Below are 22,061 nucleotides of genomic sequence, written 5' to 3'. Positions count from 1 at the left end.
GCTTAATTATCGTCCCGTAAGTCCTCTATCACAAGCTGAAGCCGTTCAGTTCCCTGCCAGGAGTTTACGTCCAGCGTATAAGCAACTTCGATGTTGCGCCCGACTGCAAGAGTTTGCTCTTTTCCTTTCTCTACACCGTCCCACCAAACCGCCTCAAAACGCCGACCATCGCGGTCGCCGAGATAAAGCTTCAGGTGCCGGTCTTTCATCACCTTCGGCTCAAAGCGAAGAGCAAGCCCTTTGGTCGCAAGCACGGGCTTTGGGTTTCCGGCCCCAAACGGCTCCATTCGTGCAATTTCTCTTACGAGCCCGATCGAAAGAGATTCCGGCGAAATGCGAGCATCGATATTCAGCTCCGGCGTCAAAAGATCGCCCGTAAGCTCTGCGGCGGCATAGTCGCAAAGTGCCCGCCGCAACAGCTCGATGTTCGCCGTCGGCAATTTCATTCCCGCAGCCGCCGCGTGTCCGCCGAACTGATCGAACAGTTCGGAACAGCTCTCAAGCGCTTTCAGCAGGTGAAACTTACCGATGCTCCGGGCACTCCCCGTTGCGGTTCCATTCTCAATAGAAAGAACGATCGCCGGCCGATAAAGCCGCTCGGCAATTCGCGACGCAGCAAGTCCGATAACTCCGCGGTGCCATCCCTCGCCAGCGACAACGACGAACGCGTCGGTCCCTTGCTCGGCAGCCTGCAGGAGCGCGAGTTCTGTTATCTTTTGCTGCTCGGTCTGCCGCTCGCGATTGCGCGAGTCGAGCATTTCCGCGAGTTTTCGTGCGGCTCCGAAATCCTCAGACTCGAAAAGTTCGACGACATGGCGGCCGAGGTCCATTCGGCCGGCAGCGTTGATCCGCGGACCGAGCCGAAACCCGATATGCATACTCGTCATCTCGGAAGTGCAGCCAGCGGCCTCCATTAATGCTTTGAGCCCGTAATTGCTTGTGTTCGGCAGATCGCGAAGCCCGAGCGCGACTATCGCCCGATTCTCGCCGGTGAGCTGCATTATGTCCGCGACCGTGCCGATGGCGGCGATCTTGAGAAAAGACTGGACAAGCTCTTCTTTGCCCGCCGACCGCAGAAGTGCATGTGCGAGCTTGAAAGCCACGCCGACGCCCGCAAGGTTTTTATCTGGATACTCGCAACCAGGTTGATTGGGATTGACCACCGCGACCGCCGGCGGATTGCCGCGTTCTTCGTCGGAAAGATGGTGATCGGTAACGATCACGTCAAGGCCGTTCTCCGCCGCCCATTCAAGCGGCTCAAAGCTGCGGATGCCGCAATCGACGGTGATAGCAAGCGAACAACCTCGCTCCTTCGCAGCTCGGAGTGATTCGATGTTTACCCCATAACCTTCGGTAAAACGATTCGGGATGTGATACTCCGTCGCCGCCCCGAGTATCTTCAAAACGCTGCGAAGCAGAACCGTCCCGGTAGTGCCGTCAACGTCATAATCACCCCAGATAAGGATCTTCTCGTTCGCGCGGATGGCGGTCTCGATACGCTCGACCGCGTCGCTAAGTCCCTTCAAAAGATTGGGTTGATGCAGATGGTCGAGCGAAGGAGAAAGAAATACCCGTGCTGATTCAGTATCCGCGTGTCCACGGGCGATCATAAGCGCCGCGACGAGTCTATGGACGCCACGTTCCGAGGCGAGCCTATACGCGGCGGCGTGGTCGTGTTTTGCGATCTTCCAACGTTTCTGCATTTGGCCGTGCCGTTAAATACTCACCACGGGACTGAGCACGCCCTGCCAGAGAAGAACGAGCAAGATGATGCCTAAAAGGACGCGATAAACGATGAAGATCAAGGTCGAATTCTTTCGCAAAAACGCCAGCAGGAACCAGATCGCGAGATACCCGACGATAGCAGATACGATGGTTGAGACGATCAGCGGTCCCCAAGCATCGTCCGGTAAAAGGCTCCACGCCTCGCGAAGTTGGAGAAGTCCTGCCGCCGTAATCGCCGGTATTGAAAGCAGGAATGAAAAGCGTGCCGCCGTCTCGCGGTTTAGCCCGATAAAGAGCCCGCCCATGATAGTTGAGCCCGAACGGCTTGCACCAGGCATTAGTGAAAGCACCTGCGACAACCCGACGACGATCGCGTCAAAAATGCCCATTGACCGCATTTCTTTCCGCTGGCTTCCGACCAATTCTGCTAGCCCAAGCAGTAGGCCGATGACGATGAGCATCGTCGCGATGATCCAGAGATTCTTCGTGTTCGGGCCCTCGATGAAATCTTTGAAAAAAAGCCCGACGATGCCGATCGGAACCGATCCGATGATGATCAGCCACCCTAGCCATGCCTCGCTCGAAAGCCAGATCGGCCGCACGCCCCTTGTGCCCGAATGGCGAACCGGGTTCTTGCGGGTGAGAACGCCCCAATGGTCGCGAATAAATGCGTTAGCGATGTTCAGAATGTCCGATGCAAAATAAACAAGCACCGCGGCGATCGTGCCAAGCTGAATGACGGCCATTGTCGCCGTTATCTGCTGCGGGTCGCCGCCATAGATGCTCGTCCAGCGGCTGGCGAACACGAGATGCGCGGTCGAACTTATTGGAATGAATTCGGTAAGCCCCTGAACAATGCCAAGGATGATCGCTTGAATATAGTTCATAAACCGGAAACGGGGACAGCGATGTGGGCAAACTAGTGAGGATTATAGCGTTTGAGGTCGCCGTTTGCTATTCGCGGTAGCGGGCCTTTCCTGCGATGCGGTCATAAAGCCACGCGGGCATGAACTTTCCGGCCCGGACGATGGTGGCAAGCTGCCACGGGAAAGCGGAAAATCGCTTCTTCTTTTCAATCGCCTTGATGAATAGCGGGATCGCGTCGTCAAGTTCCATCAGGAAGGGCATTTTATTCGCACGTCCGGAAGTAAGCGGGGTTCGAATAAATCCGGGCTGAATTATCGTGACATCGATGCCTTTGTGTTTGAGGTCGAGCCGAAGGCTTTCAAAAAACGCCGTCATTCCCGCCTTGCTCGCCGAATAGGCCGCTGACTTTGGAAGTCCGCGAAACCCCGCGAGGCTTGAGATCGCGACCAAATGCCCGCTGCCCTGCTCAACCATCTGCGGTGCAACAGCGTGGACCGCGTTGACCGCTCCGAGCAGATTGATGTCAATGACCTTCTTAACCGAGAACGGACGATAAGATCGCGTGTCTTCGTCATTTCCACCGATGCCCGCATTGGCGATCAAAATATCAATTCTTCCAAACTCCGATCGCATCTCATCGGCAGCTTCATCCACGGCCGCTTCATCAGTTACGTCGATCGGAAAAACACGCGCGGTCCCGCCGGATGCCCGGCAGCGGTCTGCCAGGTCTTCAAGTAACTCTTTTCGACGGGCTAAAAGGCCCAGAACGGCGCCCTGTTTCGCGAGTGCAAGAGCAAGCCCTTCGCCGATCCCGCTCGACGCTCCGGTTAGGAAAACGACTTTGCCGCTCCAGTTAAATGGCATAACGGTACAACTATCTCAAAACTCATCCGAATAGCGAAGGCTATATCAACGCGATCCGATGAAGAGGATCGATGGATCCACGAAGCTGTTTGTCCGGGAGCAATTGCGATGAAAAAAGGAGCCGTGCCGATCTTTCGGATCGGCAGGGCTCAAGTCATTGTTCCTTTGCGGGAACGCAGATAAATCAAATTGATGCGTTAAAGGGCCTTTCCCCTGTTAACCCCGGCGGCCCCGGTACCAAAGACCGCCACCGCCGAATAGAAGTACCAAGACAACGATGAGAATGATGAGTGTTGTTGAATCCATTTGTTTTACCTCAGCGGCCGAACTACGGCCGGTTTGCATTATTCGCGCTATTCGCGTTGTTTGCGTTACTCGCGTTCACCATTGAATTTGTTCGGTTCATTCCATTTACCGAGTTACTGTTATTCGAGCCGTATGTTTGCCCGGTGTTTGAGGACATTGGCGATCTGTTTGCAGTGTTTGAATTGTTCGAGACGTAACCCGTGTTGCTATTCGCCCCCCGGAGGTTCGCGTTATCGTTGGTTGACGTGCAACCGGCCATAACGGCTAAGGCGAGAGACATAATTATCGCTATTGTCTTGGTTTTCATAGAAGTTCTCGTTGTGTTGCGGTATTCCTTTAAATCGACGAGACGCCTTGGGGCGGAAAAAGACAGGGTAATCTCCGCCCCGCGGCACACTCGTCTAGATCCCCGGAGCGTGGTGAATTAACGCCGTGCTCCGAGTTTCGCCAAACTCAGTCTAGCTGTAGATATGCTGTGCGTTGTGTTTCGTCTTCCATTCATTCTGGAAGTAGTCCGAATCTTCCTGCGATTTCGGCGTCACGCCGATTACGGTTCCACCTTCGCCGATTCCCTTCTCGTAGTGTTTTGCCTGTTCTTCCGGGATTCCCCATCCAACCAGGGCTCCGACCAATCCGCCTGTCAGTCCGCCGGCTCCTGCGCCAGCTAATGCGGCTGCAACCGGTCCCCACACGATCAATCCGAGGCCGGGGAGAACGAGGTTCGTCCCGATCGCAGCGACTCCGCCGATGATCGCGCCCAATGTGCCGCCGATCGCTCCTCCGATGCCTGTGCCTTCAGCTGCTTTGTTGCCGATCTCTGAGTCCGGATCGTTCTTGTAAAACTGATCACGCGTTTTATCAGACATGATGACGTTGATTTCGCTTTCCGAGTATCCTCGATCGCGAAGTGTCTTGTATGCGTTCTCTGTGCTGTCTTTGTCCGAGAATATACCCGTTAGCATTCCGCCTTCGGCCTTTCTACTTGTAGCTTGATTTTCCATATAATTAACCCCTTAGAACGTGCTTTAGTTTGAGTATGGGCACTATTCTGTCCTTGTTTGAAACAGTGTATTTCTAGAGATTAGAGTGTTACGACGTGCGCGTCTGTGCGATGGCACACACGTAGCGATTTTGTGGTAAACAGACTCGGGGATTCGGAAAAGTAGAAGCGAGCTACCCGCATGCTACTGAAGCTCCTGCGGCTCGAATGGAGGATGAGTTAATGCAAACCAACTAGCAAAGCTCGTGAACATGCGGCCCGAGGGCCTTCAGCGCCCGGGCAAGGTCATCTTGCTTGACCAGTATGTGATCACGCGAAAAGGACGAAAGGGCCACGATAGAAACGCTGGCCTCAGCGAGAATCGACGCAACGGCCGCCAGAAAGCCAACCACCGTGAAATCCATTACAGTATCGAATGTGAGCAAGCGAAAGCCTCGTTCGACCTTTGCCGACCGCAGTGCATGTTGCATCGTCCGGAAGTCAACGTCGTCAAGAAGCATCGTAACTTCGTGTGGGTCACGAAAGATCATGAATGGCGTCGACATCCGCGGACTCAATGCCGGATCCTCGATCAGCCGCGTCCATTCAGCCTCGGCAAGCCCCACAAGCGAATACGTCTCTGGTAGTACAACTACCTGAGTCGACGCGAGAAGTTCAACGGGATTCGGCGATGCGTCAGACATATTAGGAAGCGACTAAACCTCCACCACGGTCGTGACAATGACGGGCTTAGTACCGAGTTCTTTCTGGAGAAAGCGTTTGAGGTGGATGCGTAAATTCTCTTTGAACACCGCTCGGTCGGCGATCTGTTCGCGTTTCATTTCGCCGACGGCCGTGGAAATGGCCTGCCGAGCCTCGGCTCCGAAAGTGATTCCATTTGTACCCATGGCAAGAGATGAGGAATCCGACATTCCGGCAACGCCGTTGTAGGTAATGTGCGGGTCGCCGACCAGCTGATGGGTCTTTTTGTTCACGGTTACCACCAGCGAGATCGCTCCGCCATAAGCGAGCTTTTTCCGTTCGCGGATAACGTCATACTCGATCTCTTCGAGCGATTCTTCATCGATGAAGGTGCGGTGAAGTTCGTGCCTTTCAACGATCCTCGCACCGAATTCGTCGATCTCAAGCATGTCACCGTTCTCTATAAGAATGATATTTGAATCATCGTATCCAAGGACGTGGTTCTTGACGTATTCCTTGTGACGAAAGAGCATTCGATATTCGCCGTGGATCGGGACAAGATACTTCGGCCTTGCGGTCTCGACCACTATCTTAATGTCCTCTTGCGAAGCGTGGCCGGAGACGTGAACCAATCGCCGCTTCTCCTCGATGATATTCGCACCGCGTTTATAAAGGTGGCCGATCAGGCGGCTTATATTTCGCTCGTTCCCCGGTATCATCCGGGCCGAAAGAACTACTGTATCCCCCTTTTCGATCTGCATTCCCTTATAGGTCGACGTCGCCATACTCCAAAGTGCAGCACGCATCTCGCCTTGCGAACCCGTGACCAAGAAGCAGATCTCATCGTCGTCATACGACCGTGCTGAGCTCAGGTCGATAAGCGTATCGCCAAGTATCTTTATGAGGCCGAGCTCTTCGGCAATCTCAACGTTCTTGACCATCGAGCGGCCGAGCACGCAGACCTTACGGCCGTACTCATGAGCAATGTCGAAAACGATCTGTAGTCGATGGATCGACGATGAAAACGTCGAGACAAAGAGACGGCCTTCGGTTTCTTCGAAGATCTCGCGGAAAGCAGGTATCACGTCCTGCTCCGAAGGCGTCCGTCCCGGCACCGTAGCATTGGTCGAATCCCCAAGCAGGGCCAAAACACCGCGGTCGCCATATTCTCCGAGAGTTTTCAGGTCGTAGGTCGGCCCGATAACTGGCGTCGGGTCAATTTTGTAATCACCGGTGTGTATGACGGTCCCGATCGGGGTCGTGATGGCAAGCGAAAAGCAGTCGACGAGCGAATGCGAAGCGTGGATAAATTCGATTTCGAAATTGCCGATCTTGGCGATATCGTTCGCCCGCACGCGATGTAGCAGAACGTCATTCAGCATCTCGTGCTCATCGAGTTTTTTCTCAATAAGTGCCTGTGTGAACCGCGATGCGTAAACCGGCAGATTGAACTTCCGCAGGATATAAGGCAGAGCTCCAATGTGGTCCTCGTGCCCATGCGTAAGGATGATCGCGGTTAGGTCGTCGCGATATTCCTCGAGAAAATCGAAGTTTGGGATCGAAATATCGACGCCATAGGGCGTTTCCTCGGGAAACCCCATCCCGGCATCGACGACGATCATCTCGTCGCCATAACGGATGCCCATGCAGTTCATCCCGAACTCACCGATGCCGCCAAGTGGTATTATCTCTATTCTACTCAATCAGATACCGCCTTTTCTGAATTACAATAAACCTTAGATATTAGCACATCTGCGGCCGTCATTGTTCCGCCGAAGAACGGAGCTCGGCATATAGGCGAAGCCATTCAGCAAGCTCAAGCGTCTCGGCTCGGCGCTTTGCGTCGATACCGGCCGCTGCGAGTGCCGAAGTGGCGTCCGGAAAATTGCTCTTGAGATTGTTGCCGATGGTCTTTCGCTTTTGGGCAAATGCCGCGCTGATCAAGCCGCGAAACGCCGGCTCGTCGGCAAGGCTTTCCGGCTTAGGCACGAGCCGAACAACCGAGCTCCATATCTTTGGGCGTGGGCGAAACGCTTCCGGCGGAACATCAAAGAGCCGCTCGACCTCAAAAGCTCCTTCAACCATAACCGTTAGAAATCCGCGATCGCTGTTTGCCGCCGGGGCCGTGATTCGGTCAACCACCTCGCGTTGAAACATCAGAACAAGTTCCGAAAGGCAATGCCGCTCCGCCGCCAGATGCTGCAGTATCGCAGTCGAAATGTAGTACGGGAGATTCGCAACAATCTTGGCCCGCACAGTTCCTGGGAAGTGTGAATCGATCAGGTCACTGAGGTCAACTTCCGTTGCATCAGCCTCTACGACCCTGAACCTGTCGGTTGGCGTGAATCGCGAGTGCAGTTCGGGCACGAGTTCGCGGTCGAGTTCTATTGCAAGAACAGCGGCTCCGCTTTCGAGCAAGCCTTCCGTTAAGGCACCCCGGCCGGGGCCGATTTCGACCACCAATTCGCCCGCGAGTGGCTTTATCGCGGCAACGATCTTTCGGACGTAGTTTCCATCAACCAGGAAATTCTGGCCGAGCGAACGTTTTGCCCGCAAAGGTCTAATGTCCGATTCGCTCATTCTTAACGAGTTTAGGCGCAGCAGACGGCTTCAGCAAGCCCGCCTCAGTGCAGGGCTAAGGGTTGTGAAATCGGCCCAATTCGCTTATAAATTTAGCGTTCTTGTTTTTTGCCTTTCGCGTAACTTTGGTTATTGACCTTTTCGCATATGAAACGACATATTTACCTGCGTTCGGCCCTCGCCCTGCTGCTCGTCTCCTTCGCGGTTAGTGCTCAGGAAGACCCGAACCCGAATTCCCCATCGCCGATCCTTGTTTCCGGTAGTGATGCGGAAAGAATTCTAATTCGCGAAACCGCGCCGATCTTCAAACAGCAGCAAGCCCGCGAGCTTACTGTCGTGCATCCGTCGGCCGATACTTCGTTGACGGCATTCATTCGCGGGATCGAGCTGAGTCAGAACGAAGGGGCAAATTCGGTCAGATTGTTTCTCAAGCAGCGGAGCGGAAAAACGTTTGAGCTCGACGTCCAAGAACTCCAAAGTGTTGCGAACTCGGAGTTTGCTTTGCGTTTTCGCCTCTTCGACCGAAGCGGCTTCCGCGGCCAACCGATCGCCGATGGCGATTCGATTATCTATGTTAGCTGGCGTGGCAATGCCTCGAATATGCTGAAGATCGGGCTCGGCGGGACCGGCGGCATCGAACTACCAAAAACTTTCCCGCTGGCTGCCCCTTCCGCAAGCGATGCCGAATATGTCGGCTACCGATATTCCGGCGATCGCAAACGCTTTGCTGAACAGGCGGCGTTTGGCCCCTCGCCGATCCTTGATATGCGACTGCGTCGCATCGGCCTTCGGACTTGGCTTGCCGAACAATTTGAGGCCCCGTATCCGACCTTTGCCTATCCGAACCCGCCGCAATCGCCGACGAATCCGCCGATGGATTGCAGCCTTTCGACGTTCCCGCACTGCTATCGCGAGCGTTACACAATGATCCCGCTACAGAGGTGGTTCTTTACCGAGGCCCTCTACGGTGATGCACAACTCCGCCATCGAACGGCGTGGTCGCTTAGCCAGATTTGGGTCACGTCTGGCCTGACCGTTCAACAGAGCAGCCACGCGGTCGCTTATCACAAGGTTCTCTCGGAAAACGCTTTCGGGAATTATCGACAGCTAATGCATGACATGACGCTGAATCCGGCGATGGGGCATTACCTCGATATGGTCCGCAGCACGCGAGCGAACCCGAACGAGAATTTCCCGCGTGAGATATTACAGCTTTTCTCGATCGGGCTTTATGAACTCAATCCCAACGGCACCCCGCGACTCGGACAGAATGGCCAGCCGATTCCAACCTACGACCAGGAGACGGTGAATGCATTCACAAGGGTTTTGACGGGCTGGACCTTCTGCAACATCACCTGCCAAAACTCGTCGCCGGGCATCGTTAACTACAAGGATCCGATGATCCTCAATCCGGCGAACCATGACCTTTCGGCAAAGACGCTGCTGCAATATCCGAACGCCCCGCATCCGATCATTCCGGCATGTGAGAACTGCACGGACCCCGAACAGATCAGGAACTATGCCGAGCAGTCACTGAACATGGCTCTTGACAATATCTTTCACCATCCGAATTTGGGGCCATATATTGGCAAGTTGATGATCAAGCAGATGGTCACGAGTGATCCCTCGCCGGCTTACGTCGAACGCGTCGCAGCCGTTTTCAATGGTGAAACGGGCAGCCCACGCGGCGATATGAAGGCACTGCTGCGGGCGATCCTTCTCGACCCCGAAGCGCGCGGCGATGCCAAGACCGACCCGCGGTACGGCAAGCTTCGTGAACCGGTCCAGTTGATCACCAATCTAGCTAGAATTTTCCCGGCTCTCGATTTCAACGGCAATAACCGAAGCGATGGAGCCCTGGCGAGCTATTCGAACCTGATGGGTCAGAATCCGTTCAACTCGCCGACGGTTTTCAATTACTTCTCGCCGGATTACAACGTTCCGGGGACGACCATCCTTGCACCCGAGTTCGAATTGCTGAACACGAACACATCAACCCGGCGAACGAATTTCCTACACACGCTGATCTTTGATGGGCTAACGCCGAACGCGACCGACTCGCTCCGTGGCACTTCCCTGACCTTCGGCGAGTTCGTGCCCGCCGCTGAGGCCGACCCGACCGGCGGCATGCTGCTCGATGCCCTCAACGCAAGAATGATGCACGGCAGAATGCACCCCGGACAACGCGACGCGATATTGAAGGCCGTTGTCGCCGTTCCGGCAATGAATCCGATGCTTAGGATAAGGACCGCGGTTTATTTGATCGCCGTTTCATCGGCCTATCAGATCCAGAGGTAACCAATGACAATTTCCAGAAGACGATTTCTAGCACATGCCGGTGCGGGCCTTACGATGGCCGGGCTTGTCTCGGGCCCGCAGCCTTTCGGACTGATGAGTGCTCTTGCCCAAGCCCCGGAGGGCAAAGAGCCGCAGGATTACCGAGCCCTCGTTTGTATCTATTTCAATGGCGGAAATGACGGAAACAATACCATCGTGCCGCTCCATTCGGATCAATCCGTCAGCGGCTATGATCACTATTTTCAGGCTCGCGGCACACGCGGTCTCGCTCTGCCGCAGAAATCTTTGCTTCCGATAGCGGTACCGCGGATCGGCGGATCGGCTTACGGGCTTCATCCGGCATTGGGAACTGTTGCAAACGGACTGAACCCCGGGCTTCATCCGCTCTGGGATACGGGTAAGATGGCGGTTGTAAGCGGCGTCGGGCCACTGATTATGCCTATCACCCGTGCTCAGTTTCAGGCAGACCCAACCGTCAGGCCGCGAAACCTTTTCTCACACACGGACCAAACTCAGCAGCACCACAATTCGCGGGCGGATGCAGTAATGCTCAGCGGCTGGGGAGGACGCATTGCCGACAAAATGACACTCGGCTCGAACCCTGACCGCCTTGTTCCAACCGTTTCCTCGATAGTCGGGCCGCGTCTTTTCACGGTTGGCGAGAATGAGCAGCCGCTGTCGCTCGGCCCCGCACCGACACCGCTTAGCTCGATCTTTTCACTGACGGGCTATAACGGTACACCCATCGCTAATGCACGGCTTGCTGCTCTTGAGACACAAATACTCCTTGAGAAAGGTCAAGACCTTGTGGAGGCTTCGAACAATATTCAGAGCGAAGCTCTGCGGATCAGCCGGACACTGAACTCTGCGAATGAGGTAAGTGTCACCTTCCCGGCCACGGAATTTGGTAATCAACTAAAGCAGATCGCAAGAATGATAAAGGCCCGCAGTTCGCTCAGGGTAAATCGACAGGTCTTTTATTGTTCGCTTGATGGTTTTGATACACACAACGGCCAGCTGCTTGGGCAGCAGGGTTTGCTTACACATTTCAGCCAAGCCTCGCGGGCCTTCTATGATGAGATGACCGCACAAGGCATTGAAGACAAGGTTACGCAGTTTACGCTTACGGATTTCAACCGCACATTCGATCCCGCCGGAACCGGTGCGAACGTCGGCAGCGACCATGGTTGGGCAAATCACCAGTTCGTCATCGGCGGTGCGGTAACCGCGTCGGACTTTTACGGGATCAACGCGTCGAACGGCACACCGTTCCCGACCCTGGTCAACAACGGCCCGGACGACGCCGATTTCGGCACCGGTGCTAGAGGACGGTGGATCCCGACGGCCTCCGTCGAGCAATACGCGGGAACGCTTGCCCGCTGGTTTGGTCTGAGTGAAGCGGATATGCCATTTGTCTTCCCGAATATCGGCAACTTCCCTGTCACCGATCTAGGGTTCATGACGAACGCTTAAACATTAGCGTAGGTGTGTAATTAGCTCGGGTAGCCGGTGATCTCGATGTCATCGCCCAGGCGGGCGATGGTGACGTTTCGGAGCTTCAGGGCTTCAGCAAGTGATTCAGCACCGCGGCCGCCGACCGCATTCGGTGCTTCGCTTCCGCCGATCACCAGCGGAGCGAAGATGAACGTCACCTTATCGACCAGCTTTGCATCGATGAACGCCCCGGCAACCGCCGTACCGCCCTCGACCAAAATGCTTTGGATCTCGCGACGTTTCAGTTCATCAAGTACACCTACAAGATTCCTCGCTCCACCCTCGAGCAGTATTACGTCAACACCCTTTTCGTGAAGCGGACTGACGCGTTCCGGATCGATGCAGTTGGTCAGAACGAAGGTCGGAGCTTCTTCGGTGGTTGTTGCGAGCTTCGAACTCGTCGGCAGTCTAAGGCTATTGTCCAAAACCACACGAGCGAGCGGCCGGAGCCGAGGCTTTCCGCTGCGGTCGGTCAACAACGGGTCATCGACGGAGGCGGTCGTTGCTCCAACCATTATCGCATCGTGCTCGTGCCGGAGTTCGTGAACTCGGTGCTGGGCAGCTTCGCCCGAAAGTGCGGTCGAGACGCTGTTCTTGAGCGAGATGCGGCCATCAAGAGACATCGCGAGCTTTAGGTGAATGAACGGCCTTCCGTTCCTGTGCCAGCAGATGAACTTTTCGTTAATGCGAGCGGCCTCTTCGGCGAGAATTCCCGTCACAACCTCGACGCCAGCCGATCGAAGATGATCAAAACCCTTTCCTGAAACAAGCGGATTCGGATCCTCGATCGGACAAACGACGCGCGAAATCCCGGCATTGATGAGCGCTTCGGTGCATGGCCGCGTTTTACCGTGATGATCGTGCGGTTCCAGCGAAACGTAAGCCGTGCCGCCGGCCGCATTTGCTCCGGCCTTCATCAATGCGATAACTTCGGCGTGCGTGACGTCGCTCTTGATGTACGTGCCTTCGCCGATCACTTCGCCGCTTTCTGAAACGACAACGCAACCTACCAACGGGTTTGGCGAAACAAGCCCAATTCCGGCACGCGAGAGCTCAAGGGTCCGCCGCATATGCTCAAGATCTTTTTCCGTATATTCGTTCAATGCTCGTCCTCTTGGCCACCTTCGGCCGGTCTAATTGAAAAGGCTGTTTACATAACGCTCTGCGTCGAAAACCATCAGGTCATCGACCTGCTCGCCGATTCCGACGTAGCGTATCGGGAGGTTAAGCTCTTTTGAGATCGCGACCGCAATTCCGCCTTTTGCGGTGCCGTCGAGCTTTGTGAGCACGATACCGGTGACATTCGCGACCTTCGTAAACTGCCGGGCCTGCTCAAGCCCGTTCTGTCCCGTTACCGCGTCGATCACAAGCAGCGTCTCATGTGGAGCTCCCTCGACCTCGCGTGCAGCAATGCGCTTCATTTTCTCGAGCTCAGCCATCAGATTTGCTTTGTTGTGAAGCCGTCCGGCGGTATCGACTATCAGCACGTCTGCCGAACGCGATTTCGCCGCCTGCAATGCGTCAAAAAGCACCGCCGCCGGGTCCGTTCCCTGCTTCTGCTGTATTATCGGCACGCCGGCCCGCCCGGCCCAGATCTCAAGCTGATCCGAAGCCGCCGCCCTGAACGTATCGGCAGCGCAAATGAGCACCTCGTTTCCTTCGTTCTTTATCCGCTGCGAGAGTTTGCCTATCGTTGTGGTCTTGCCGACACCATTAACACCAACAACCATCAGAACGTACGGCCGGATCGCGAGATCCACCGTCGTTTCAGAGGCGATTCCGCCGGTCGAATGCCCAAGTATCCCGAGCAATTCGTTCTTCATCGTCGCCTTGAGAGCATCGATGTCGCTGATCTCTTTACGCGAAACGCCTTTTCTGACCGCTTCCAGCACCTGCATCGTCGTGTTTACGCCGATGTCGGTTGAGATCAGCATCTCTTCGAGCTCGTCCAAAAGCCCTTCGTCGATCTGCTTTCGACCCTCAAAAACGGCGTCGAGCCGGTCATTGAGCGAGTCCCGCGTCTTTGCGATCGCCTTCGAAAAACGAACGCCGAGTTCCTTTTCGATCGCCTCTTCCTGGGCCTTTAATTCCTCAATGGATTTATCGAGCCCGAGTACCGATGTCGAGAAAGGGTCTTCCTTTTTCCTGCGCCAAAATGCCATAAATTCCAACCGCGAAACTTTGAGTATAGAAAAAACCCGTGCGCTGAACAACGCACGGGCTTTTTGGTGCTTACGAAACGCAGCTCAAGAAGGCAAAGCAAGCTTTTCGCGGTTGCGGAAAAGCATCAAGCCGATAAGGCAGCAATATACCGCCCAGAAATAAAATCCAATGAATGCGCCGACCGCCTTTGCCGGCAAATTCCCAACGCCGGGCATATCGAACGGCGTAAGCAACATAGTGGGAATTGCGATAACGATACCCGAGAAAATCGTGAGCAACAATCCAAAAAGCAGAAGCTTGACGTAATCAAATCCCAGATGACGGATGGTATTGAGAGCGGTTGCCGGATTGATCGTTGCCATAAATGAGCGAGTGTAACCTGCAACAGCACATGCCGCGGGGTACAAGATAAGGCCCCAAAGGAAGGTCAACATCAGTATCACAACCAGCGGTGCCGCAAGCTGGAGAAATCCCGTCAGAAACTCCTGAAACTGCGCGTCGCGAGTCTCGGGCGAAGGTCCAACGACCGATTCGAGCTGAGCCTTCCGATGTTCCTGGGCCATCGCCCAAAGCTCCTCCTGCTCGCGGGCGTCTTCATCGACGACAGCCGTCGGCTCGCCGCTCGGCTGTATCACGCTCCCGATCTGTTCATCCTTGCCATCAGCGATCTCCGTAAGCACGCGCTTTACATCCGTCGACTGCTCAGCAACATCACGCTGAGAATAATAGTGCGTGCCGGGTATGCGTTCGAGATCTGCGTTGATCGATTCGACCTTGCTGCTGACCGCACTGAAGATCAGATAAACCCCGATGATCGCCGCCAGGATGAATGGCCCGAAGCTCGATATATATGCAGCAAGGCTCAAGAAGAACGGATGGACAACGTCTTCCCAGATCGAGAAATCCTCGAAGTCTGGCATGAAGTTCGAATCGATCGCCCCTTTAGAGAAGTTGTCCACAGTGTTGGCCAACACGCCGAAGGAGATCGCATTTGTGGCCATGACAGCGATCAGTGCTGTAGCGACCATGACGATCCCACCGATTCCTGCGGCCGATTGCCCGAGCGAGAGAAAGGTGTAAAGAATACCGCCGAAAACCAGGCTTGTTCCGAACCTGAATGGATGACCAAATGAATAACCCAGATCGCCGAAGCCGAACGTATCGCCTCCTAGAGCGTCCGAACTCGCGGCAACGCGTGCAGCAGCGACCGCTTCCGCATCGCGGCATAACTCGCCGCAGGCTGGGCAGATCCTTACGCTGCCGCCGTACGACCGGGGACACGCCTTGCAGAAGCCGGTTTCACACGCGGAACACACATACTTCGAAGGAACATCAGCGTGGTTTATACAATGGCTGTTGTCGTTTGGAGAAGTTTTCGTGGCCTTGATCGACGCTGTAGCTGGCAGAACAACCGGAAGCGGCTCCGGCACTGCATTCAATGATACTTGAGTTACGCTCTGCGTATCCGGCTCCGCCGACTGCTTTGTCTCGGTAACGACCACCGGTAGCGGTTCGCCCTTCGCCTTCGCATTGAAAAACGGCACAAGCTGCGGTACTTTGCGAGCCTCGATCCAACGAAGATTGCCTCGCCGTACCTTATCGTCAGGCTGCAGCGACCCCTCGCTTATCCAGTCAGGAAGTTCGGCGAATTGAGCTTCGTAAACAGCTCCGCCGACCTCAACCTGCCACGTTTCTTGTAGCTTGTGCTCCTGAAACTCCATTGTTTCCAACTTGAGGGAGCTCGGCCGAATCATGGCCGCTGTTTAGTTTAAGATTTTGTGCGATGCCGACATTTACGCCGCGCTCGCCTTCTTTGACGTTCGTCGCGATCTGCTGAACAACGCCGCGGCCGATCAAGCCTTTTTGACATCCCCGGACAAGAGCTTCAACAACCGCCCCATCGTAGCGTGTGCCGACAAGCCCCCGAATCCGATCGAGGGCCTCGCTGAGAACCATTCCCTTGGAATACGGCCGGTCGATGGTCATTGCATCGAAAGTATCTGCGACGGAGACGATCTTCCCTTGCAGCGGTATCTCATCGCCCTTTAAGCCTTGCGGATAGCCTTCGCCATTGACCATCTCGTGGTGCATATACATTCCCGGGAGGAACGCGTCCATTCCGGGTATCTGCGACATGATCTTGTAACCCTTGACCGGATGGGTCTTCATGATATCGAACTCTTCAGCAGTGAGAGCAGCGGGCTTTTTGAGAATGCTGTCGTCGATGGCGATCTTGCCGACGTCGTGCAGCAAGGCACTGATACGGAGGGCTTCGAGCTCGTCTTCGGGTAAGTTCATTTCCTTGCCGATCGCAACCGAGATGCGAGCGACGCGTTCTGAATGGCCGCGTGTGTACTTGTCCTTACCGTCAATTGCGGCGGCAAGAGCCTTAACCGTTCCGACAAAAAGTTCCCTGTTTTCTTGCGCGGCTTGAGCGAGCCGACGGATGTGCTCTTCGAGCCGGTCGCTCATCGTATTGAAAGCAGAGCCGAGCGTTGCGGTTTCTTTGACACCGCCGACCTCGACACGGGTCGAAAGGTCGCCATTTGCGACGGTCTCGGCCGCCTCGGAAAGACGCAAGATCGGTTGCGCGAGCTGACGCGCCACAAATAGGCCAAAAAGTGACGCGAAGAGTCCGAACGCAAGGCTTATGATCCACGTCTGCGTGCGCATCTCGCCGACCGAAGCAAGGGCCTTTGCCTCGTCCTGCATCGTAATGACGCCAAATTTCGCATTCTGGCCGAAGTCAACTGTGGAATATGCTCCGATCATCGAGTGCTCATTCCCGCCGAATTCCCCGACGAAGGGCACGAGACCGGACTGAATCTGTTCGCTAGACTGCTGCCATTCGCTAACGATCCTAAGTGAGGTAAGTGGACGCTGCTGCTGGGCGACCTGCGGATCCGGATGGAATATCGCACGTCCGGCACCGTCCACGATCAAAATGATCGGCAAGCCGGCGGCCCACATCTGCTCTTCGGAAACCGCGTCCTTTCCAACAAGAATTTTGCCGATATTCGTTAGGCTAACGATGGCAATGACGGAGCCGGCACCGTCCTTTCCGCCTATGCGTGAGCCGATCGCCACTACACTTTCGTTCGAGCCCTCGGCAACCGTCGCTCTCGAGATCATCGTAGACGAGCCCTGTGATGACGCGATCAGTGTATTAGCAATTGTGTCGATTTGCTGCTTACCGATGTTTCCGGGCCGATAGAGTGCGAGGGTCTCGCCGGTCGGTGGCGTAACGAAAAGTGCTAAAACGTCGGGATTTTCGCGCAGCTTCTCTTCGAGCTGCATATCCGTTCGCACCTGATTATAGATCTCAGGCGTTCCTGCAAGCGCGAATCCGCTGGAAAGGCCGCCGACAAGGTCGAGCTGCCGTTGAAGGAACATCTCAAGCGACCGGGCCTTTTCTTGAACGAGCTGTATCTGATATCGGTTTTCAACCGCGCGCAACTCCGTCCCGCTCCTTTCAGAGAGGAACCAGCCGGTAAGAATCAGCGGTAAAAGGCCGACGACCAGCAGTGTGGGGATTACAATGTAGATCAGTTTAGGTTTGGACATCGCGGGATGGAGAACGGCGGGAGCGCACGTTGCGCTACTGGAAAGGATAGCAAAAGAGTTAGTGTTTGGCAATATTTATTATTGTTAAACCCCAGTTCAGAAGATTCTGAAGGCTATTTCCTCACCGTACCATCCGCGAAATGACGTTTTCTACGATGGCGCCTATAATAAAACGCGTGGAGAACAGCGACTGGCAACGAATAGAGGAGACGTTTCATGCGGCACTTGAAGTGCCCGCAACTGAGCGTTCGTCCCTTATCGAGCGCCTGCTTGCCGACGCTCCGGGGCTCATCCCGGAGGTCGAGAAACTTCTTCGCAGTGAATCTTCCTCTGAGCAGTTTATTGAGGCCTCAGTCTGGACCGACAGCCGATTTCTCTCCACAAATGCAAAGAAGGAGATCTCAAATTCGATGTCTGACGCCCCGCCCGCGGACCCGACATCAAACCTCCACGGGCGAAGGATCGGAGTCTTTCGTCTTGCAGGTGAGCTTGGCCGCGGCGGCATGGGCTCGGTCTATCTAGGGGAAAGGGCGGACGGCGAATTTGAGCAAAAGGTGGCGGTAAAGCTGATCAGGAAGGGGATGGATTCTGACTTCATCATCCGGAGATTTCGGCATGAAAGGCAGATCCTCGCTTCATTTGATCACCCTTACATCGCCAGATTGCTCGACGGCGGAACCACCGAAGAGGGGCTTCCATACTTCGTAATGGAGTATGTAGATGGCGAAACCCTCTACAATTATTGTGATTCGAGAACGCTATCCATTGAAGAGCGTCTTCGCATTTTTCTTCAGATTTGCTCAGCAGTAGAGTATGCCCACGGCCGCCAGATAATTCACCGCGATATCAAGCCTGGCAATGTGTTGATCAACAAAGCCGGCGTTCCAAAGCTGCTCGATTTCGGCATCGCCAAAATACTCGACCCCGAGCTTATCCATGAATCGGTGAACCCTACCGCCTCGATGCTAAGGATGATGACGCCTGACTACTCGAGCCCAGAGCAAGTGCAGGGCGAGGAGGTCACGCCGGCAAGCGATATATATTCCCTCGGGGTTCTGCTTTACGAAGTTTTGACCGGTCACAAGCCTTACAGCTTTTCCGGCCGTGCACTGCATGAGGTCAGCCGTGTCATATGCGAAGTGATGCCGGAGCTTCCCAGCAACGCACTGCAGATAGACGAGACGCTCCTGACCCGATACAACGGCGATATCGGACGCGCGGCCGCTACCCGTAAAACGACCATCGATCAACTTCGCGAGACGTTGCGAAACGGCCTCGACGACATTTTGATGAAGGCCTTGGCGAAAAGGCCCGAAGATCGTTATGCGAGTGCAGCCGACCTTGCCGCTGACATCGAGCGTTCGCTCTCAGGATCCGAGGTCAGTGCCCCGAAATACACGCCAAAGAGGCTCTCCGAGACGACTTCGTTTCTGCGGCGGGCCGAGGCAACGAGGTCGATCGCTGTTCTGCCATTCAAGTTCATAAACCTCGGCCCGGCAAGCGATACCGACCACAGCTTTCTAGGGCTTGGGCTCGCCGATGCAATGATCACCCGCCTCAGCAAGGTCCGCCGGCTCACTGTGCGGCCGACGAGTTCGATCCTCGCTTTCAGCCAAGAGCAGCCTGACCCTGTAAAGGCCGGCGAAGCTCTCGGGGTTGAGTTCATCATCGACGGGAGCATCAAGCAGGCAGGCGACCGTTTGCGGGTCAATGTCCAACTACTCAGCATCGCCGATAATGCGACCATTTGGGCGACCTCGATCGACGAGACCCTTTCGGACGTGCTCACTCTTGAGGATACGATCTCGATCAGGGTTCTGGAGGCGATTTTACCGCAGATCAGCGGAGCGGAATTTGAAGAGCTCGCAAAGCGCGGAACGGAAAACCCTGAGGCGTTCGAGAATTATCTTCGCGGACGTTATCACTTCAATAGCTTTACCGAGGAAGGCTTCGCCCAAGCTTTCGTCAGTTTTCACAAAGCGATCGCCGCCGACCCCAACTACGCTCTTGCCTACACGGGTATTGCGGATTATTACGCGTGGCTCGGTATAATCGGCGTTCTTCCGCCGAATGAATGCTTCCAGCCCGGCATCGCTGCCGCGCAAAAGGCCGTAGAACTCGATCCGCAGTTGTCGGAGGCCAACGCTACCCTAGGCTTTTGTCTTCACGCCGGAAACCTTGATTGGTCAAAGGCGGAAACCTATTTGCTCAAGGCCCTAGAACTAAATCCGGCCAACGCGAAGGCGCACGTTTGGTATTCGATTGTACTGTTCACCGAAGGGCGCTTTTCGGAGGCGCTACAGTTTGCCGAACGCGGCGCCGAACTCGACCCATTGACCCCGTTTAACCATCACAACATCGCTTGGGGGCTCTACTATAGCCGACGCTTTTCCGAGGCCCGTACCCGTTACGAAAAGGTCGTTCGCGATTTTCCTGGCTATGGTCTTGGACATTACGGCCTAAGCAAAGTGCTGCGCGCTCTTGATGAACCTCGGCGGGCGATCGAGGAAATTGAGAAAGCGATCGCTCTGATGGGGGACGGGCTCTTCGCCAAAACAGCAAACGTAGAGGCATTGGCTGTCGCCGGCAGGGATGATGAAGCTTGCGAAGCGGCTGGTGAACTTGAAGAGCTGGCCGGAAAAAGATACGTCTCGCCTTACCAGATGGCGCTCGGTTATGTTGAGCTTGGTGAACACGAAAAAGCGATCGAGAAGCTCCGGGAGGCGCTCGATTCGCGCGAGGCATGGCTAAATTGGCTCGGTGTGGAGCCCGCGTTCGATCCGATACGAAGCGATCCGCGATTCGACGAGATTCTTGAAGGGACCGGATATCGAATGCTCTTCAAGCGATTCTCCGAAAGCGGCTACCGCCTCGGGCACGATACTGATGGCAGCCTCTCCCGAAACGAAGAGAAGACAACGCTCGTTATTAGCGACGGCCCCGACACCGCCGGAATGGATACCGCCCGCGCAAAGATCGGCGGTTTCCCGAGCAAGATCGCTGCGGCACTCGCCGGACTTTTGATCCTTGCAGGTATTGGATATTTCGTGCTGCCCGTGTTTTTTGGAAGCTCTTTACGGGGTGCTTCCGAGCGGCCATTCACCACACCGACGATCGTTGTGCTTCCCTTCCGCACGGTACAGGATGACAAGTTCAATCTGGGTGTTGGGCTTGCCGACGCATTGACGCACAAACTCGGCAACATCAAGGGGCTCCAGGTGATCTCAGCAAACACTGCCCGAACGATGAACGAAGACGACCTCACGGCGATCACCTCAACAGGTGCGAACTTTTTTGTGAAAGGTGAACTCTCGGTTCAGAACGGCGTCTCAACACTTAGGGCGGAGATGATAAATACTGCGTCCGGTTCGAGCGTTTTGCAAGAGACCTTCGCCGCCGACGAGACCGGTCTTTTCTCGCTTCAGACCGAGCTGGCCGAGCGTATTTGGGCGACGCTTCGAATAGAGCCTCTTGCTCTTGAACGCTATCAGGTCGAAAAGAGCTACACCGAAAATCCCGAGGCCTACGAATTTTACCTCATAGGGCGGTATCAACTAACGCGTCGTTCCGCCACAGACCTGCGACAGGCGATCACGACCTTCGGCCAGTCGCTCGCAAAGGACGGAAACTTTGCACTCGCCTACGTCGGAATGGCCGAAGCGTACCTACTTCTCAAGCTGTACGACACGAAAGCTCCGGCGGATTCGTACGAGAAGGCTCGAGAATACGTTGACCGCGCATTAAGCATTGATGACGGGCTCGCCGAGGCCCACTCCGCCGATGCATATTTGAAGTTTTACGCAGCCCGCGACCGCCAAGGAGCGGAACTTGCTTATCGCCGGGCGATCCAGTTAAACCCATCGCTCTCGCAGGCCCATCATTGGTTCGCTTTATTCCTCTCGGCCACGGGTAAACACGTTGAGGCCGCCCAGGAGATCGAGAATGCACGAAAGCTTGACCCGCGGTCGCCGGCGGTCCGGTCTGCCTCGGCGATGGCGAGCTTTTGCGCCGGAAACTACGAGGGGGCGATCCGCGAGACCAATTCGGTGCTGACCGAGGAACCGTCATTCATTCCTGCGTTGAAAGTGAAACGATGGACAGCCTCGGCGATGAATGACATCCCCCTTGCCCAGGCAGTCTTCAGAAAAGAGATCAATTACGGCAACGGCGATCTTGGCGACCCGAGTTGGCTCCTGATCGAATTACAGACGCGTGACCCGCAAGTTGACCGCGAAGCTTCGATCCAGACGCTCAGCGAGGTTGCTGCGAATACTGCGATCGCCGGGAACGCCTATGCTTTCGCCTATGAGGAAGCACTTGCTTTCATGCATTATGGCGTCGCTGACAAAGCTCTGGACGCACTCGAACGAGCGGAATCAGCATCATCACATGGGATCAACTTCCTTGAGGTCGATCCGCGGTTTGATGCGATTCGCAATGAGGCCCGCTTCCAACGCCTGCTGAACAAACTCAAAAGCCCTGCCGAAAAGTAACATTGACCACTCAAACCGGTGATGTC

The 22,061-nt window shown here is 55.2% G+C and carries 14 protein-coding genes; 3 read left to right on the top strand and 11 right to left on the bottom strand.

What is annotated here, in order from left to right; all coding sequences use genetic code 11:
* Positions 1–2: 2 nt before the first annotated feature.
* The 7 genes from recJ to rsmA form a co-directional block, all read right to left on the bottom strand.
* Complete coding sequence (gene recJ / locus IPM21_16690) at positions 3–1,703, bottom strand: single-stranded-DNA-specific exonuclease RecJ (protein ID MBK9165511.1); 1,701 nt, start codon at positions 1,701–1,703, stop codon at positions 3–5.
* Between the two features lie 12 nt (positions 1,704–1,715).
* The gene (uppP, locus tag IPM21_16685) at positions 1,716–2,612 is read right to left on the bottom strand and encodes an undecaprenyl-diphosphatase UppP (GenBank protein ID MBK9165510.1); all 897 of its coding nucleotides are present in this window, start codon (positions 2,610–2,612) and stop codon (positions 1,716–1,718) included.
* A 67-nt stretch (positions 2,613–2,679) separates the two neighbouring features.
* Positions 2,680–3,456, bottom strand: coding sequence for an SDR family NAD(P)-dependent oxidoreductase (locus IPM21_16680; protein ID MBK9165509.1), 777 nt, complete (start codon positions 3,454–3,456; stop codon positions 2,680–2,682).
* Positions 3,457–4,220: 764 nt separating this feature from the next.
* On the bottom strand, positions 4,221–4,763 hold the full coding sequence (locus IPM21_16675) for a hypothetical protein (GenBank protein ID MBK9165508.1): 543 nt from the start codon (positions 4,761–4,763) through the stop codon (positions 4,221–4,223).
* A 232-nt stretch (positions 4,764–4,995) separates the two neighbouring features.
* A complete protein-coding gene (locus IPM21_16670) occupies positions 4,996–5,445 on the bottom strand; it encodes an ACT domain-containing protein (protein MBK9165507.1) in 450 nt (149 codons plus the stop codon).
* Positions 5,446–5,457: 12 nt separating this feature from the next.
* Positions 5,458–7,146: a ribonuclease J gene (locus IPM21_16665; GenBank protein MBK9165506.1), complete on the bottom strand. Its 1,689-nt coding sequence runs from the start codon at positions 7,144–7,146 to the stop codon at positions 5,458–5,460.
* 58 nt (positions 7,147–7,204) lie between these two features.
* Positions 7,205–8,023 carry a ribosomal RNA small subunit methyltransferase A gene (gene rsmA, locus IPM21_16660; protein ID MBK9165505.1) on the bottom strand — a complete coding sequence of 273 codons (819 nt, stop codon included), beginning with the start codon at positions 8,021–8,023 and terminating at the stop codon, positions 7,205–7,207.
* A 147-nt stretch (positions 8,024–8,170) separates the two neighbouring features.
* Between rsmA and IPM21_16655 the strand changes: the two genes are divergently transcribed.
* Positions 8,171–10,321: a DUF1800 domain-containing protein gene (locus IPM21_16655; protein MBK9165504.1), complete on the top strand. Its 2,151-nt coding sequence runs from the start codon at positions 8,171–8,173 to the stop codon at positions 10,319–10,321.
* Between the two features lie 3 nt (positions 10,322–10,324).
* Entirely contained in the window at positions 10,325–11,794 is a 1,470-nt protein-coding gene (locus IPM21_16650; GenBank protein ID MBK9165503.1) for a DUF1501 domain-containing protein, read from the top strand.
* A 20-nt stretch (positions 11,795–11,814) separates the two neighbouring features.
* On the opposite strand, the gene ribD is transcribed toward IPM21_16650, so the two are convergent.
* The 4 genes from ribD to IPM21_16630 all read right to left on the bottom strand — a co-directional run bounded on the left by ribD (position 11,815) and on the right by IPM21_16630 (position 17,542).
* Entirely contained in the window at positions 11,815–12,918 is a 1,104-nt protein-coding gene (gene ribD, locus IPM21_16645; protein ID MBK9165502.1) for a bifunctional diaminohydroxyphosphoribosylaminopyrimidine deaminase/5-amino-6-(5-phosphoribosylamino)uracil reductase RibD, read from the bottom strand.
* Between the two features lie 30 nt (positions 12,919–12,948).
* The gene (gene ftsY / locus IPM21_16640) at positions 12,949–13,977 is read right to left on the bottom strand and encodes a signal recognition particle-docking protein FtsY (protein ID MBK9165501.1); all 1,029 of its coding nucleotides are present in this window, start codon (positions 13,975–13,977) and stop codon (positions 12,949–12,951) included.
* A gap of 84 nt (positions 13,978–14,061) precedes the next feature.
* Positions 14,062–15,699 (bottom strand): hypothetical protein, encoded by a 1,638-nt coding sequence (locus tag IPM21_16635; GenBank protein ID MBK9165500.1) that lies wholly within the window; start codon positions 15,697–15,699, stop codon positions 14,062–14,064.
* Positions 15,656–17,542, bottom strand: a complete 1,887-nt coding sequence (locus IPM21_16630; GenBank protein ID MBK9165499.1) for an HD domain-containing protein — start codon at positions 17,540–17,542, stop codon at positions 15,656–15,658. The genes IPM21_16635 and IPM21_16630 overlap by 44 nt, the downstream gene beginning before the upstream one ends.
* Before the next feature lie 155 nt (positions 17,543–17,697).
* On the opposite strand from IPM21_16630, the gene IPM21_16625 reads away from it, so the two are divergent.
* Positions 17,698–22,035 (top strand): protein kinase, encoded by a 4,338-nt coding sequence (locus IPM21_16625; protein MBK9165498.1) that lies wholly within the window; start codon positions 17,698–17,700, stop codon positions 22,033–22,035.
* Positions 22,036–22,061: the final 26 nt, after the last annotated feature.

This window comes from Acidobacteriota bacterium, assembly GCA_016716435.1.
Classification (GTDB): Bacteria; Acidobacteriota; Blastocatellia; order Pyrinomonadales; family Pyrinomonadaceae; genus OLB17.
This window is presented reverse-complemented; position numbering and strand designations above follow the sequence as displayed.